This is a genomic window from Cupriavidus sp. SK-4 (assembly GCF_000611125.1).
In the GTDB taxonomy this organism is placed as follows: domain Bacteria; phylum Pseudomonadota; class Gammaproteobacteria; order Burkholderiales; family Burkholderiaceae; genus Cupriavidus; species Cupriavidus necator.
Map to the genome: position 1 here is coordinate 1 of NZ_JFJW01000123.1, position 15,849 is coordinate 15,849.

Here is a 15,849-nt window from a genome sequence, read left to right on the forward strand (position 1 = left end):
CCAGTCGCGAGCGCGCTGAGCCCCTATGACCGCGGTCCGAGATCCGGAAAGGGGCGACTGCCGGCGCAAGTCGAAAACACCGTGAACGATGTACTATCCACTTGGCTGCCGCAGCAGCGCTATCTGGCGCACCCGCTGTTTGAGCTGACCATTGAAATCCGCAAACGCTGTGCCGCGGCTGGCGTTACCGCACCAGCCAGGTCAACCGTTTCACGGCGTTGGGCCGCTTATCGGAAGGAAGAGGCGCTTCTGCAGGCGGCGTTACCGGCGGCAGCAATTCCGCCTGGCAGTCTCGTCGCGCGTTACCCGATGGACATCGTTCAGGTCGATCACACGCTCGCCGATGTGATCGTGGTGGATGAGCTATATCGGCGCCCAATCGGTAGGCCATGGCTTAGCCTCGCTGTTGACGTTGCCACACGATGTGTCGTTGGAGTGTATGTGGGAATGGACCGCCCGAATGCGGCCACGGTTGCTCTTCTATTGACGCGCGTCGTTCTACCCAAATTGAGCTGGCTTGCCAGTCTCGAGGTCAGTGCCGATTGGCCGATGCACGGTATCCCGAAAGTGCTTCACCTCGACAACGCGGCCGAGTTCAAAAGCAGGGCGCTGCGCTCCGGGTGTAGCCAGTACGGGGTGGAATTGATGTATCGTCCCGCCGGACGCCCATACTTTGGCGGACATATCGAACGATTGAATCGGACCCTCATGGAGCGCGTCCACAGCTTGCCGGGATCGACTGGCTCGTCCCCGAAGGGGCGCAAAGCCAGGCCGCCTGAACGAGAGGCATCCCTGACGATCCGAGAATTTGAGAAATGGCTGGTCCTGGAGATCGCGCAGCGCTATCACCATAATGCGCACCGGGGGTTGCGTGGAGCCACTCCCTACTCCATGTGGGCCACACTTGGCGGCGAGACGCCTCCGAAGTTGCTTCCCGATACGGCGTCCGAAGCTTTGCGGTTCCTGATCCAGTTCCTGCCGATGACACATAGAACGGTCCAGGCGGATGGCCTCACGCTATTCTACATTCGGTACTGGCATCCAATCTTTACTGCGTGGCGGGCAACCAAGCAGAAGGTCATTACACGGTTTCACCCCGAAGATCTCTCCAAAATTTTTGTCAGCGTTGATGGCAAACGGTACCTCGAGGCGACCTTTGCCGACTTGCGCCGCGATCGCGTTTCGTTATGGGAGCAACGCAGCGCATTACGGCATCTGCGCGCCCAAGGACAGGAATACGTCAGCGAGGCCATGCTGTTCATGGCCATTGATGAACAGCGCCGCATCGTTGCGCGCGCAAGAACACAGTCGTTGGGTGCAAGCCGTCGACGCAATGTCTTGAAGGATCCGGTGCCAAGGAACGCTCGGCAAGAGAACTCTCAAGTTCGGCAAGGCGAAAGCGCATCGGTGAGACCCACTGAGGCGTCCGTCGACTACAGCAAGCCAGCCATAGCGTACGATGTAGAGCAATGGTGATCCGTAATGGGCGCGCTACTCACACATCTGCTGCCTACTGCCAGACCGCTGGCACAATGCGATGACAATGTCCGGATTCGAGGACTAGCCCGTAACCGATGGATCGACTACCCGCGTGCCACGCAGGCGCTGGAGATTCTTGAACGACTCATCCAGACACCTGAGCGCGAGCGTATGCCATGCCTGTTACTGCACGGGGACTCCAATATCGGAAAAACGCAGATCATCTCCAAGTTTCAGCGTCATCATCCGCCCGAGTATGACGAGGCGAAGGGCGTGGAGATGTGCAAAATCGTCGCCATGCAGATGCCGCCGACACCTGATCAGCAGCGATTCTATGCGTCACTGCTTTTCGAGCTGGGTGCGCCTTTCAATGCTACGGCCCGCCTGTCCGCGCTCGAGAAGCTGACCCGAGAGCTGCTTCGAAAGGTGGCGCCGCGGATGCTGATTGTTGATGAGGTCCATCACTTGCTCGCAGGAAGCTACCGGGAACAGAGGGCATCCTTGAATCTGCTAAAGTTCCTGGCGAATGATTTGAAAATCTCCATCGTCCTTGTTGGCACCCAAGACGCCGTGATCGCGTTGCAAACGGATCCGCAGATGGTGAGCCGGTTCACACGCTTCGAAGTTCCCAGGTGGCACGAATCAGAGGCCTTCCGATGCCTCCTTGCTGCCTTCGAACGGATTCTGCCTCTTCGACGGCCGTCGAACCTGGCGCGGCAAGAGATGGTTCACGCGATTCTGTCGGCGAGCGGCGGACTAACCGGGGAGGTATCGCGGGTGCTCAATGTCGCGACTGAACTCGCCATTCGCGACGGCAGAGAGGTGATCGAACTTGGCCACATCGAGAATGCATCGCGAGGTATCCTGTGCTGAGCTTGTGAGACCTTGGCCGGTGGCGCCACGTCCGTTTGACGACGAGGCCTTTGGCGGTTGGCTGGGGCGCTTGGCAGCAACGTATCGAATCAGCGTCCCCCAGTTATGGGCGAGTGGGCACCTTGGGGCATTCCCATACTTGCCCCGCTGTGGATGGCTGCTGTTTCCGCCGGTTGATGAACTGGTGCTTGCCCGTCTCGCAGCTTTGACACACGTTAACATCGACAGACTAGTGGCGATCCAAACGCCAGCAGCATGGGTGTCCGAACGCAGCGGCCTCCCGTTCTGCTTCGAGTGCCTCGCTCTGAATCCCTTCGATGTCTTTGCGCCTCGCTGGAAACGTGAGTGGCTGAATCCAGTGGCAATGGCCTGTGAAATTCACGATCACCGCTTCCAGGTCATCTCATCGTTCAGATTACATCAGCTCAAAAATCTCAGTGCAGTGATCCGTTGGGTAGGGAAGCGGTACGCGCGGGATCGCGAACCGGTAGGAAGCCCCCCTTTGGCACGCCACGGTCGCAGTATTAATGCTCACCATTCGCAGAATTAGCGATCTGCAACAACTATTGGTGTCTCGCAATCCGCCAGATTGAAGTGGATTGCTCGAATGAACAAAATGGGAGAAATCGAGATGCGATACAACCATGAAACTGAAGACTGCCGCGCAGATCAGAGACCGCACCCGAAACCACGTCGCGCCGTGGGGCCCCGAACACTGACTCTTGGCACGCTGGCATGGTGTGTTGCGCTTGCCATCGGTACGCCCGCCTTCGCGCAGGCACCAAAAGACGCCAGCGCCGCCACACGCCAGGCCAACGAGAAGGTGCGCGAAATCCTGCCGTTCTCCAACCGGCAGGATTTCGAGGACACCCAGCGCGGCTTTATCGCCGATGTTTCCAATCCCGTGATCAAGGGCGCCACCCCAGGTCCTGGCTAATCCCTCGGACCGGCTTCCTGTTCAATAACCTGCGGGGTGTTGCACTTCGCACTTGAAACCGCCCATCCTCCAACGCAAGGTCGTCGTCGTCACACAAATTGCGGAAGACCCACTATTATTTTCGTATACGATGGGCGAGTCATCGGTCAGTGACAGCAGCGACACAACCCCCCACGCCGAGTGAAGTTCCCGCGCAAGATCGACCGTGAGACGTTCCAGGGCAAGACACTGAACCTGATTGCAGACAACTACGCGGGAGCGGCCCCGTAACTATCACTTGCGTACGCGTGCTTTCAGGTAGGCGGCGGTCAGCAGCGGCACGTCGAACGGCGGCAGGAACTGCCCGCGTACCGTGGCATCCGGCCCAACCAGGATCAGCGAGCCGGGATAGGCTGCGTTGGGGGCGGGTGGCACACCCGGTCTGGCGCCGAGATCGTCGATCATTCGCGCCAGCGTCTCCGGGCTGCCGGTGGCACCCATGAAGCGGGCGTCGTACGGGGCAAGGTGGCGCCGCAGGACGTCCGGCGTATCGCGCTGCGGGTCCAGCGAGACGAACAGCACCTGCGTGGTGGCAAGCTTCTGCGTCGTGCTGATGCGCTGGTACATCCCCGTCAGCGCCGTCAGCGCCGCGCCGCATGGCGCTCCGCAATGGGTGTCTCCAAACAGCACGAGGGTCCAGCGGCCTTGCAGCTGCGCCTGGGTAAATGCGCGGCCATTCTGGTCGGTGAGGCTGAAATCGCCCACCGGCCAGCCGCGCGACGACAGGTCGATGTGCTGGCTCTCGTTATGCGTGGCCGGCGCAAGGCCCGGCAGCGAGACGGCGAAGAGGCAGGCAGCCAGCCTGGCCAGCCATCGGTTCATGGTGAAACTCCCTGACCGGATCGCAATGCAGCAGGATGGCCCGGTGCCGTGGCGCCTGCGCTCTCGGCGGTTGCTGCATTTGCATCGGCAGTTGCGCTGGCGCGCCACGAGCGCATCGCCACGAGCACGCTGGAACCGGCCATCAGCACCGCCGCGAGCACCGGTTGCAGCAGCCCGCTGGCGGCGAGCGCCAGCGCGATCGCGTTGTAGCCGAAGGCCCAGGCCACGTTAGCCCGGACCGTGCGGCGCACCTGGCGCGCTTGCTGCAACAGCCACGGCAGGCTGGCCAGGCCGGAGCGCGGCAGCACGACGTCCGCGCTTTCGCGCGCGATGTCAGAGGCATTGCCTACGGCGATGCCGACCGAGGCGGCCGCCAGCACCGGGCCGTCGTTGAGGCCATCGCCGACCATGGCGACCAGCCCTGTGCCGGCGGCCCAGTCGCGCAGCGCACGCACCTTGTCCTGCGGCAGCAGCCTGGCCTGCCACGCAGCGATATGCAACGCGCCGGCCATTGCCGCCACCGCGTGCGGATTGTCGCCGCTCAGCAGCAGCGTGCGCAGGCCCTGGCGCTGCATCCCGGCGATCACGTCGCCAACATGCGGCATCGGCAGCGTGCGCAGCGCGATCAGCCCGTGCGCCTGACCCTCCCAGCCGACCAGTACCAGCGTGCACCCCAATGGCGCCGTAGCGAGCAGGGCGGGTGGCACGTGCCACCCGAGCGTGCCGAGAAAGGCGGGCGATCCCAGCGCGCAATCCATGCCGTCGAATCGACCGGACAGGCCCTCGCCGGCATTGGCCTCGACTTCATTGGAGGCTGAGGGGGGCGAGGCCGCGGCGCGCGCCATGGCGGCAATCGAGCGCGCAACCGGATGGTCCGAAGCCTGCGCCAGCGCAGCCGCCACGCGCAGGACTTCCGCGTGGCTGGCGCCTTCGGTCTGCATGCCGACGGGGTGCAGCGTGTCCGCCGTCAGCGTGCCGGTCTTGTCGAAGGCAATGCCCTTGAGCCGCGCCAGCCTTTCCAGCACGTCGCCGCCGCGCACGAGAATGCCGCGTTGCGCCGCCAGTCCGATCGCCAACGCATGCGTGAGCGGGGCTGCCAGGCCCAGCGAGCACGGGCACGCCACCACCAGCACGGCCAGTCCGGCCAGCATCGCGGCATCCGCCGCCTGCGCCGGAGCGACTGCCCGGCTGCCCCAGAACCATGCACTGGCCGCCGCCAGCGCCAGCACGCCCGGGATGAACACGGCAATGATGCGGTCGACAGTGTCGCCCGCCAGCGATTTGCGCGCCAGCGCTTCACGCACCTGCCGGCCGATCTGCTGCCACCGGGTCTGCGAGCCGGCTACCGTGGCACGGACCAGCAGCGGGCGGCTGCCGTTGATGCTGCCGGCGTGCACCAGCGCGCCCGGCGGCTTGAACTGCGGCTCGCTCTGCCCGGTCAGGACGGCTTCGTCGCACTCCGAGCGGCCATCCACGACGATGCCGTCGACTGGCACGCGTTCGCCGGGAAGTATCCGCACCAGTTCGCCCGGCCGGATGTCGACGACGGCGCGCCAGTCTTCGGTGCCGCCATCGACCACGCGCGCCTCGGCGCGTTCAGCCGCCAGCATCGGCGCGAGGCGGCGCGCGGTGCGTACGCGGACCCGAGCTTCCAGCAGGCGGCCCAGCGTAAACAGCAGCAGCACCATGGCGGCGGTGTCGAAATAGACCAGGCTGGAGCCGCGCAGCACCTGCCAGCCCGAATAGCAGTAGGCGGCGAGCACGCCGATGCAGACCAGGGTGTCGGTCGACAGCCGTCCCTGCCGCATGGCCTGCCACGCGCCTTCGGCAAATGGCCGCCCGAGCAGCAGCACCAGTGGCGTTGCCAGCGCCCACAGCAGCCAGTGAACCGGGCCGCGCAGCCAGGCTTCATCCCCCGTGAAGGCATCGGCGTAAAGCAGCCAGCTGAGCAACATGACGTTCATCGCGAGAAACCCGCCGACGCCGAGCCGGATCAGCGCGGCCGCAGCCTGCGGTTCCTCGTGCTCGCCATGGTGCACCTGATAGGCCAGGCAGCAGCCATAGCAGCAGAACCAGTGCGTTGCGCCGTCCAGCTCGCGCTGCTGGCCCAGCCGTCCGACCGGCAACTGGCAGTGACTGCAGGCGTGCGTGGTTTCGATGGGCATAGGAGGCCTGGCTAATGCAGGTGGGCGCTCATCGGCACCACGCCGCGCGCGAGCGTGATCAGCCCGAGCAGCACGATGAACGCGCCGGCGGCGCGCACGCCCTGCATGCGCCAGCCCAGGTGCGCCGCCGGCGCAGGCAGGAAGCTGGCCACGACGGGCTGCACCGGGATGCCCGCAGGCCGACGCCGCGCGCGCCACCAAAGCCCGAGGCCGCCCATCGCCAGCATGGTGGGCAAGGTGCCGAGCCCGAACGCGACCATGATCTGCAGGCCGCCCAGCGCAGTGCCGCTGGCTGCCGCCTGCGCAGCGAAGGCATAGACCAGAGGGCAGGGGAGGAAGCCGTTCAGCGCGCCAAATGCCAGTGGCGCGCCAGGTCCGGGCTGGCGCAGCAAGGTGTGCAGCGATTGTGCCAGCCACTGCGCGCCCGCGCCGCCCAGCGCATGGCCGCCACGGCCGAGGAGCCCGGCCAGGTTCAGCCCGATCAGCAGCATCAGCACCCCGGACAGGATGGCCAGTCCGCGCTGCACCATGCTGGCCGCGCTGCCTTCACCCGCATGACCGACCAGCAGCATGCCGAGATAGCCGGCCAGCGTGCCGAGGAAGGCATAGCTGCCGATCCGGCCGAGGTTATAGCTCAGGTGCCGCAGCAAGGAGGCAAGGCGTCCGCCGGGCGCGGGGCCCAGGCCACAGGCAAAGCCACCGCACATGCCGACGCAGTGCATGCTGCCGGCGGCGGCTGCCAGGAACACCAGCCACAGATCGCTCATCGCCTCTCCTGCTACTTGCGTACCGCCAGATAGACCACCCAGGCAAAGAAGCCAACCGTGATGATGACGAAGATCCAGAAGGCGATCGCTTCGGCGAGGGTCATGACGGGCTCCGCTTACAACAGGCGCAGTCCAAGCACGTTCAGCGCGAGTTCGCCGAACAGGAAGGCCAGGTTCAGCATGGCCAGCGCAAGCAGCAGTCTCGGTATCATGGTGGGCTCCGGTCAGTGTTGCGGACTGTCGGGTCAGCGCGTCAGGTCCAGCCCTGGCCCGAGCCCGCCCCAGTAGGCGTAGCCGTAGTACAGCGCCCAGACGAACAACACCAGGTAGACGACCAGCAGCCACGCGTTGATGCGGCCATGCCGCGCCTGGATATGGCCGCCGCCGTAGCCTTCGGTCTGGTGGTGATGCGGCTCTTCCTGCCCGGCGGGCGGGCTGTCGCGTTCATCATTCATGGCCGGATGCCTCCGCTTCGTCATCCTTGACTTCGGCCCGGTAGGCCTTGTACTTGATGGCCTCGACGTCCTCGAACAGGCCCGACAGCACGGCCCAGATAAACACGCAGACCGCGCCGAGGCTCATGAAGAAGGCCACCACGAATTGCAGGAAGGTGAGTTCAGCCATGCTCGCTCCTAACGCTCGTCAGCAAATGCGAAGCCGTGCCGCCTGGCCCACGCCTCGCCGGCATAGGTGCTTGGCTGGCCGGGCTGCCCCGGCTGGTCGGCCCCCGGGGGACGATAGGCCTGGCGCGATTCGTCGGCGCGCAGGTCGGGGTCGTTCAGCGCGGCTTTCTGCCCGGGCGGAATCGGCAGCGGCTGGCCGGTCAGCGGATCGGTGTAGGCCGACAGGGACAGGACGAAGTAGGCCAGCGCCCAGCGGTCGTCCTCGGACACCGTGTCGCTGAACGACGGCATCGGCGTGCCGGACAGCCCGGTGCTCATGGTGCGGAAGATGTCCTTCACCGAGGCCCCGGACTTGAACTGCCCGGTGGTCAGGTTGGCCGGCGGGATCGGAAAACCGAAATCGTCCTCCAGTCCGGCCGCTTTCTCGCCGTCGCCCTTGCCGGTGCGCCCATGGCATTCCCAGCATTTGGCGCGGTCCCAGGCCTGCTTGCCGCGCTGGATGAGCTCGGCCGAGGGCTTGGGCGGCACGCCGATGAAGATCGGTGCGAGCGGCGGTTCTTCGAGAAAATAGAAATAGGGCTTGTCGGGCTTGCTGCGATCGGCCGCCAGCACGTACTTGATGTACTGGATCACGGCCAGCCGGTCTTTTTCCGGCAGTTCGTGCCAGCTCGGCATCGCCGTGCCGCGCACGCCGCGCGTGATGGTGCGCAGCAGGTCGCCGTCGTCCGGCATGGAGCCCGACGGCGTGAGCCGGAACTTGAAGACACCCAGTGTGAAGTTGCGCGGGCGGTCCTTCTGCATGAACGCGGCGGCCGGCCCGTTGCCGTCGCCCTTGACCCCATGGCAGCCAAGGCAGCGACGCTCATACACGTTCTTGCCGTGCGCGATCCATTCCTCCGAACGCGGGATGCTCGTCTGCGAGGCCTCCATCTGCTGCGGTTCAAAGCGGTCGCGCCACTTGCCGCGGTTGGTGCCGAGCTTCTGCAGGTAGGCGACCAGCGCGCGCAGGTCTTCCGTGTCAGCGATCAGGATCACGGTTTCGCCTTCGAATTCCTTGTTGGGGGTCAGGATCACGGGGTACTTCCCGCGCTCCGGCACATAGAGCAGGCCGGCCTGGTTGGGCGTCAGCGTGATCGTCTCGCTGCTGCCGAAATCGAACAGCTGCCGGGTCTCGGGCGTGTTCTCGATGGTGCGGCGGCCCTGCTGGTCGGTCACCAGCCTTGCGGTGTGCGGCCCGGCAAACAGCGCGGAAAAGCGCGGCATGATCGAGTCGGGCGACAACATGCGCGGATCCCAGAAATGCGCCAGGTGCCAGGCATCGCTGAACTTCAGGCCGACGCGCGAGAGATCCGGGCCGATGCGCCGCGTCGAGAACAGGTGCGGCAGGTCGAAGGCATACTCGCCGGCCTGGGCGACCGGGCCCCAGCGCCGGGTCTCGCCGGTGACCGGGCGCACGAACTGCGAGTGGCAGTACCAGCAGCCTTCGCGCGTATAGACCTCGCGACCCCGCAGCTGCAGCGGCGTGTAGTCGGTGGCGCGCGCTTCCATCCATTTGAGTTCGCCCAGGTCGGTGCGCACCACCTGGGTGACCTTGTCGGTGCGCGACTGCGGCTCCAGCATCGGCAGCACGCCCTGAACGAAGGCGGCCAGCGAGATGCAGCCGAACCCCGCGATCAGCGCATAGAAACGCAGGCCGTAGCGGCCATCGGGGCGGCGCGGGGTCACGTGGACGCTCCGCGTATGGCGCCCGTGGCGCCTGGTGCCGTGGCGGGCTCGGCCGACAGCACGGTGCGCATCAGGTTGTAGACCAGCAGCGACATGCCGACGTCCATCGAGATGCCGGCCGTCGTTCGTACCAGCCAGTAGGGCCGGATGGCCACCAGCGAATCCACCCATTCCACGCCCGCCATCAGCATGTAGCCCTGCTGCAGGCCCGCCATGGTCAGGTCCAGCCCCATCAGGCTGATGCCGAAGGTGATCAGCCAGAACGACCAGTTGCCGAGCCGCGGCGACCACAGTGGCCGCGCCACCAGCCTGGGTATCACATAGACCGTGCCGCCGATGGCCCACACCACGAAGGTGCCGAAGACCGTCAGGTGCGAATGCGAGATGACGAAGTCGCTGAAGTGCGTCGGCTGCTGGATCGAGCGCAGGGCTTCGGTCGAGCCCTGGAAGCACCCCGCCAGGTACATCAGCGAGCCCATGATCAGGAACTTGGCGGTCAGGTTCTGGGTGAACGTATGCCAGCGGCCCATCATGGTGCCGAAGAAGTTCTGTAATACCGTCCAGACTGGCACGATCAGCAGCATCGAGGTAATGATCGCCAGCGTTTCGGCCCAGTCGGCGATGGGGCTGTACAGGTAGTGGTGAATGCCGACGAAGGGGTAGAAGAGCGCCAGCGACCAGAAGCCCACCAGCGACAGTTTGTGGCTGTAGACCGGATTCTGCACGCTTGCAGGCAGGAAGTAATAGATCAGCACGTAGCCGGCAGGCGTGATCCACAGCCCCACGATGTAGTGGATGAACAGGCCATGAAAGGCGGCGCTGTTGATGCCGGTGATGGTGTAGGGCAGGATGAAGCTGCCCAGCACCAGGTTCATCACGGTCCAGACAAAGGCGCCGATCAGGTACCACACCGCCACATAGAGCTGCGGCTCGCGCCGGTGCGCGATCGTCATCAGGAACTGCACGGTGGTGACCGTCACCACGAAGAAGATGACGGCATCGATCGCCAGCGGGAATTCGCCGGCTTCGAGCCCCTGGTTGTAGCCAAGCATCAGCGATGCCATGCCGGCAACCAGACCCAGGTTCCACACCCAGACCAGCCAGTGTCCCCACTGGCCTTTCCAGACCGGCACGCCGCACAGGCGCGGCAACAGGTAGTGGCACAGCCCGATGAACAGGGTGGAGAAGGCGCCGAAGATGACGCCGTTGACATGCATCGGCCGCAAGCGGCCGAAGGTCAGGTACTGCGAGGTCCCCAGGTAGTCGGGATAGTTGAACAGGCTGGAGATGGTTACGCCGATGCTGGGCGTAAACATCAGCCAGAACAGCCCCCAGTACAGCCACTTGAGGACAAGCCCGCGGTCGACCAGCGAGTCCAGATCGGGAAACGGGTCCGACGCGTCTCCTACACCGCGGGTCTCGGCCATATTGTCGTCCTCCCTCCTTGTTGTTGTCGCCTGCGCCGCGGTTCAATGCCGGCCGGGGTCAAGCTTGGAGTTGCGGTTCGAATAGTAGGTGTAAGCCTCCAGTGCCTTCATCGCCGGCCCGTTCGGGTCGATCTTCTCGCCCTCGTTCGGCTTCTCGATGCACCAGTTGATCATGTCGCGCAGCGTGGCGAACTCATTCATCTGCTCCTGGAACTTGGGAAACTCATGCGGGTGGGTGTCGGACGCATACGGGTGGCACATGGCGCAGGCCACACCAGTATTCGAGAGCTTGACGTTCAGCTGCTTCTGCGCATCGGGATCGCCGTGGAACAGCCGGTCGCCGAGCTTCACCTGTTCCATGAAAACGTCTTCAAACGCTTTCAGCTGGTCCGCCGTGTGGGGTTCCTTGTGTGCCATCGGCTGGTCGCTGTCGTAGCCGAGCAGCAGCAACACGGCCAGGCCCGCCGTCAGGGCCCGGGCATGCCATTTGTCTTTCTTCATCATTCGCTCCTCACGCATTGCTGCGCCGGATCAGTGGTGCTGGCCGGTCTAGATCCGGTCGGCGATGCGCGGGCTGAGGACCTGGTTGCGGTTGTCCTCGGTGCCGGAATCCGCCGGCTGATCGGCGAAGACCGTTTTGCGCCACATCTTGTATTCGTTTTCCACCCGTCCCTGCGGGGTCATGGTCAGCGTGCTCCAGCCCACGCCGTCGAAGTGATCGCCCGGATCGGCGCGAATCATCGGCTTGGTCAGCAGGGGCACGCCTTCCGGCGCGTAGGGCCATGGCCAGGAGGTGGCCAGCATGCCGATCGAACGCACCTTGCCGATCTCGTTGTAGAGCACCTGGTGGGTATGGCCGTGGATGTTGGTGACGTTGGCGTAGGGCTTGAGGATTTCATGCGCTTCGCGCCAGTCGCGGATCCAGAAATTCCACGGCGGGTAGTACTCGTACAGCGGCGTATGGGTAATCAGGATGACCGGGCTGCTCTTTGGCCAGTTCGACAGCGTGCTGTTGAGCCATCGCAATTGCTTTTCGCCGATCACCGACCAGGCGCCGCCCAGGGTGCCGTCGAGCGTGGCCATATGGCCCATGCGCTCTTTCGGCGTCATCTTGCGTGCCGTCCAGAAGTCCGGTGCGCCGGTGACCGTGTTCAGGCCGATCACGCGCACGCCTTTGTGGTCGAAGGTCCAGGGCGTATTGCCGAAGGTCTTGTTCCAGGTCGCCCCCATGTCGAGGTACCAGTCGTGCTCGCCCGGGATGAAGACCTTGCGGATCTTCACTTCCTTCAGCAGTTCGGCGCCGAGTTGCAGTTCGACGGGGTCGCCCAGCTGCGCCAGGTCGCCGCCGAAGATCATGAAGTCGGCTGGCGGGTTCATCGCCTGCACTTCCTTGAAGGCGCGAACCGTCTTGTCCACGAAGCGGGAGTTGAGCTCTCTGGGGTAGAGGTGCGTGTCAGAGACCCAGGCGAAGCGGAAGCTCTGGCCGGTCTGCCCGTAGGCCACGTCGAGGGTGTTGAGGAGCGGGAAGAACCCGCATGCGGCGGCGCCCGCAACGCCTTTGAGCAGCGCCTGGTGCAGGAAAGTGCGGCGCGTCCACACCGCTGCGCCTTCGGGGCGATCGCCCGGACCGGTCAGGGTCCGGTGCAACTCGCGTCGTTCGAGTTCAAATGAGTTCATCTGGCGGTCCTCCGCCCCTGGTGGGGGGATGATGAAAATGCAGCGGCGAAACTGAACGTTCTATTTCTTCTTGAGTTCGATCGAGAGTTTCGCGGTCTGGCCGCCGGTTACCGTGACTGGCGTCTCGGTGTCGCCGGTGTAGTGCTGCGTGGCGACCAGGGTGTAATTGCCGGGTGGAATGTCGTCGATGCGGAAGCTGCCGTCGTCGCCGGTCAGCGCGTAGTACGGGCTATCGGCGACATAGATGTGGGCCAGCATCCAGCCGTGCGCATCGCACTCGACGCGGACCAGGCCGGGGCGCGGCAGTTCGCGCGTGATCCTGACACCCTTCTCCGGCAGCGCCAGGTTGAACGCCGTGCGCTGCCCGTAGAAACCGTGGGTGTTATGCAGTATCGGATCGGAGCTGGTGACTTCAAGCTTGCCGGGACGGATCACCTGTATGGCGGGCTTGAAGATGCAATGTTCCTGGTCGAGCACGGGAACCTTGTCGGCCGCGCCCCAGGCCTTGCCTTTCGTCACTTCCTTCAGATACACGACGGCATCCTGGACGCCCTTGCCGGCGCCTACGCGGATCTGTGGTTCATCGCGCGGACCGCCGCAGACTTCGCGGTCCTTGGTGGGGATGATCTTGCGGATTGGGACGGTGCCCTGGAAGGTGACCTTGCCTTCGATCTTGCCGCCGCCATTGACCGGGGCGACTTCATAGGCAAAGGTGGGAACGCTGAGCAGGCTGAGCACTGCCAGTTGCATGCAGCAAGCTTTGCGAAGAAAGAAACACATGAAGTTTCCCGCCTCCGAGCGCCGTACGGTGCGCTCTCTCCCTTCGGTATTCCCCGGCAATAACGCGGTGCGAGGACACCACGAAGACATTCAAGGCGAAACTGGGCACGATTTGTTTTCGCTGAAGCATAGTACGCAGGCTGCTCAATGCCAAGCGCAACCGTCTTATTGTGCGCGTGCCAATGCGGTCGTGTATCGGATCAGCCGCATTTGCAGGCGCTGTCAACTTGCCATAGCGAGACAAGGCAGTGGCACGCAGGGCCACTGCTCAGAAAGCAGTTGACGGATCTTAGACCGCTTCGGTGAATTCGTGCTAGGCAGCGAATCTTGCAGGAAGGTGTTTGCGATAGAGCGAAGCACGCAGCAGATGCTGCTTTCAGCGCGAAGTGCTGCCGGATCGGACCGAAGCTCGAAAGGAAAAGCCTGCGTACGTTCTCGGTCACGAAGCCCACGCATACGCCGCTCGCGTTGGCGGGTCGGCTGGTGGCTGTTCTCGGCTCGATTGTTCATTGTTCATCCGAGCAGCTGCTTTCACGAAGATGGGTTTGACGCTGGCCAGTTCTGGAAGGTCGGCCATTGCGGCCGGGTAGCTGCCAAGTGCTGTCCGGCTTGCGACGCGTAGCCTTGACGCGATGAGCAAAATCCCCGCCGAACTGATCGCACCAGCGATGAATGGTCTCGTAGCTCACGACCACCCCGCGCTCGAACAGTAAGACCTCGATGTCGCGCGGGCTCGCGAAAGTACCAGCGCACCACGCCAGGTAAATAGCCGAGCCCTCGGCTGGGAGGGGGGCCTCATGCGCGACTACGACACAGTCTTCTGGGATCCACTCGTACCTTTGGCTGGCCGCCGCCAAATCGTCCTGCTCATCGTGCGGCAGTTCATAGAACAGCTTTCGAACCATGATCGCCTCCAATAGCTTCGTTTGCAGCGCCCCCGGCACACCGAGCTGGATGGGAGCACAGGCAGCAACAGAAGCGCAAAGATCAAATGTGCTGGCGGTCATCTCGAGTTGCTTCGATATTCGGCGGTCCTCGAACGTCGCGAGGATAGCAGCGAGCGGATTGCGAGCTGTCCTCCCTCTGGCACGGTTCCGTGCATCTCTTCGAGCGCATGACGCTGCGCTGCAATAGACGCTGGCAGGCGGGCACTTCTTGCACAAGCGCGGCTTGCATGGCGAATCTCCCGGGGGCAATGGGGTAGGGCATGGCGCATGCCATGCCCTCCATGGTAGGGACCGATGGCCGCCCGGCAGGCGTACAAATCGGCAGGAGCGGAAGCAGAACAGTTCCGGCGGGGCCGGTATGGCTGCGTCGGGGCGCCTCATTCGCGCGGCGCCCGGATGCGCACCGTGGCGGTCTGGCCGGCGATCAGCTGTACCCCGGCCGGCACCTGGTCCAGCGCGATGCGCACCGGTATGCGCTGCGCCAGGTTGCGCCAGGCGCACCCAGTTGAAGGTCGGGTTGACGCTGGGGAGCATGTTTGGCCCGATGGCGCGGTCCTGGTCCTCGATGCCGGGCGCAATGCTCTGCACATGTCCGCGCAAGGGAGTGCGCTGGCCCATGATGTGCACCTCGGCGGCGCTGCCGACGCGGATCGCGGGCAGCTTGGTCTCCTCGAAATAGCCCTCCACATACTGCGAGCCGCTGGCCATCACCGACAACGCCGGTTTGGCGCGGGTGGCAAAGTCGCCGGCGCGCGGCAGGCGGTCGCTGACATGGCCGTCGACCGGGCTGGTCACGCGGCAGCGGGCCAGGTTCAGCCTGGCCACGTCCACCGCGGCATCGGCTTCATCGACGCGCGCCTGCGCGGCGGCCTGGCCGGCGACGTTGCCCGCCTGGCGCCGGCCCTGTGCCAGCGCAGCGCGTGCCGACGCGGCCTCGGCCTGCGCCTGTTTCAGGGCCAGGCTGAAGCGGTCCTGGTCCACCACGAACAGCACCTGGCCGCGTTGCACCCGGGCGTTGTCGCCGACGAGCACGGCCGTGACCAGGCCGGAGACATCGGGCGCGACCTGGATCACTTCTGCGCGCACATGGCCATCGCGCGTCCAGGGCGCCTCGGTGTAGTACTGCCACAAATGCCAGGCGGTCAGTGCCGCGGCGACCACGGCCGCCAGGGTCACTGCAACGGGGCCGAGCAGCGAAAGCTTGCGAATCATGATGGGGCCTACCAGACGAGCGCGACGATCGCGCCCAGTACAAGGATATAGAGCGAGAAGTTGAACAATGACCGGTGCCACGCAATGCGGTAGAAGCCGATCCGGGCGAGCACGGCGCGCGCGCTGGCGGTGACGGCGAACGCGGCCAGCATCCACACCACGGTGGCCGGCACGAATACGCCGTACAGGTCGAACTCAGTGGCGTGCATGGTGGTTTCCTTGATGCCGATACAGGGCAAGCCGCAGGGTGGCCAGTGCTGCCAGCACGGCGCGGTTGCCGTGCGCCGGCGTGGCCAGCGCCGCGAAGGCCGCGTCGATGTGTGCGGCCAGCGCCGGCGCGGGCGTGCTGGCATGGCCGGCGCGCGCGCACTGGCGG

At 64.6% G+C, this 15,849-nt stretch carries 16 protein-coding genes and 2 pseudogenes; 4 read left to right on the forward strand and 14 right to left on the reverse strand.

The window, feature by feature from the left end; translation table 11 throughout:
- From CF68_RS25925 to CF68_RS25935, 4 genes are all read left to right on the forward strand, one after another.
- A partial coding sequence (locus CF68_RS25925; protein ID WP_051591689.1) for a Mu transposase C-terminal domain-containing protein occupies nucleotides 1-1,476 on the forward strand: 1,476 nt, incomplete at its 5' end.
- A 6-nt stretch (nucleotides 1,477-1,482) separates the two neighbouring features.
- Nucleotides 1,483-2,352 carry a TniB family NTP-binding protein gene (locus CF68_RS25930; RefSeq protein WP_035824462.1) on the forward strand — a complete coding sequence of 290 codons (870 nt, stop codon included), beginning with the start codon at nucleotides 1,483-1,485 and terminating at the stop codon, nucleotides 2,350-2,352.
- Entirely contained in the window at nucleotides 2,327-2,902 is a 576-nt protein-coding gene (locus CF68_RS36505) for a TniQ family protein (protein WP_235205887.1), read from the forward strand. Before CF68_RS25930 ends, CF68_RS36505 begins: the two co-directional genes overlap by 26 nt.
- Before the next feature lie 66 nt (nucleotides 2,903-2,968).
- Nucleotides 2,969-3,289 carry a hypothetical protein gene (locus tag CF68_RS25935; RefSeq protein WP_152548551.1) on the forward strand — a complete coding sequence of 107 codons (321 nt, stop codon included), beginning with the start codon at nucleotides 2,969-2,971 and terminating at the stop codon, nucleotides 3,287-3,289.
- Nucleotides 3,290-3,562: 273 nt separating this feature from the next.
- Here CF68_RS25935 and CF68_RS25940 read toward each other — a convergent pair whose 3' ends face one another.
- The 14 genes and pseudogenes from CF68_RS25940 to CF68_RS26000 form a co-directional block, all read right to left on the reverse strand.
- On the reverse strand, nucleotides 3,563-4,150 hold the full coding sequence (locus CF68_RS25940; protein ID WP_051591686.1) for an SCO family protein: 588 nt from the start codon (nucleotides 4,148-4,150) through the stop codon (nucleotides 3,563-3,565).
- Nucleotides 4,147-6,315 (reverse strand): heavy metal translocating P-type ATPase, encoded by a 2,169-nt coding sequence (locus CF68_RS25945; RefSeq protein ID WP_051591687.1) that lies wholly within the window; start codon nucleotides 6,313-6,315, stop codon nucleotides 4,147-4,149. Before CF68_RS25945 ends, CF68_RS25940 begins: the two co-directional genes overlap by 4 nt.
- 11 nt (nucleotides 6,316-6,326) lie before the next feature.
- Nucleotides 6,327-7,082 carry a sulfite exporter TauE/SafE family protein gene (locus tag CF68_RS25950; RefSeq protein ID WP_035824467.1) on the reverse strand — a complete coding sequence of 252 codons (756 nt, stop codon included), beginning with the start codon at nucleotides 7,080-7,082 and terminating at the stop codon, nucleotides 6,327-6,329.
- A gap of 245 nt (nucleotides 7,083-7,327) precedes the next feature.
- Nucleotides 7,328-7,537, reverse strand: coding sequence for a hypothetical protein (locus tag CF68_RS37790; RefSeq protein WP_035824470.1), 210 nt, complete (start codon nucleotides 7,535-7,537; stop codon nucleotides 7,328-7,330).
- Entirely contained in the window at nucleotides 7,530-7,706 is a 177-nt protein-coding gene (ccoS, locus tag CF68_RS37240) for a cbb3-type cytochrome oxidase assembly protein CcoS (RefSeq protein WP_116320632.1), read from the reverse strand. The genes CF68_RS37790 and ccoS overlap by 8 nt, the downstream gene beginning before the upstream one ends.
- Before the next feature lie 8 nt (nucleotides 7,707-7,714).
- Complete coding sequence (locus tag CF68_RS35600) at nucleotides 7,715-9,430, reverse strand: cbb3-type cytochrome c oxidase subunit II (protein ID WP_063832587.1); 1,716 nt, start codon at nucleotides 9,428-9,430, stop codon at nucleotides 7,715-7,717.
- Nucleotides 9,427-10,857, reverse strand: a complete 1,431-nt coding sequence (locus CF68_RS25965) for a cbb3-type cytochrome c oxidase subunit I (RefSeq protein WP_051591688.1) — start codon at nucleotides 10,855-10,857, stop codon at nucleotides 9,427-9,429. Before CF68_RS25965 ends, CF68_RS35600 begins: the two co-directional genes overlap by 4 nt.
- 42 nt (nucleotides 10,858-10,899) lie before the next feature.
- Nucleotides 10,900-11,361 (reverse strand): hypothetical protein, encoded by a 462-nt coding sequence (locus CF68_RS25970; protein WP_200872594.1) that lies wholly within the window; start codon nucleotides 11,359-11,361, stop codon nucleotides 10,900-10,902.
- A gap of 45 nt (nucleotides 11,362-11,406) precedes the next feature.
- Nucleotides 11,407-12,534, reverse strand: coding sequence for a metallophosphoesterase (locus CF68_RS25975; protein WP_035824474.1), 1,128 nt, complete (start codon nucleotides 12,532-12,534; stop codon nucleotides 11,407-11,409).
- 60 nt (nucleotides 12,535-12,594) lie between these two features.
- Nucleotides 12,595-13,284 carry a carboxypeptidase regulatory-like domain-containing protein gene (locus CF68_RS25980; RefSeq protein ID WP_200872595.1) on the reverse strand — a complete coding sequence of 230 codons (690 nt, stop codon included), beginning with the start codon at nucleotides 13,282-13,284 and terminating at the stop codon, nucleotides 12,595-12,597.
- Between the two features lie 343 nt (nucleotides 13,285-13,627).
- Nucleotides 13,628-14,070: pseudogene (locus CF68_RS36510) on the reverse strand (DDE-type integrase/transposase/recombinase).
- 568 nt (nucleotides 14,071-14,638) lie between these two features.
- A pseudogene (locus tag CF68_RS25990) lies at nucleotides 14,639-15,473 on the reverse strand (biotin/lipoyl-binding protein).
- Between the two features lie 8 nt (nucleotides 15,474-15,481).
- Nucleotides 15,482-15,682: a DUF1656 domain-containing protein gene (locus CF68_RS25995; RefSeq protein ID WP_035824478.1), complete on the reverse strand. Its 201-nt coding sequence runs from the start codon at nucleotides 15,680-15,682 to the stop codon at nucleotides 15,482-15,484.
- The coding region (locus CF68_RS26000) for a hypothetical protein (RefSeq protein WP_035824480.1) at nucleotides 15,669-15,849 on the reverse strand (181 nt) is incomplete at its 5' end. The genes CF68_RS26000 and CF68_RS25995, both read right to left, overlap by 14 nt.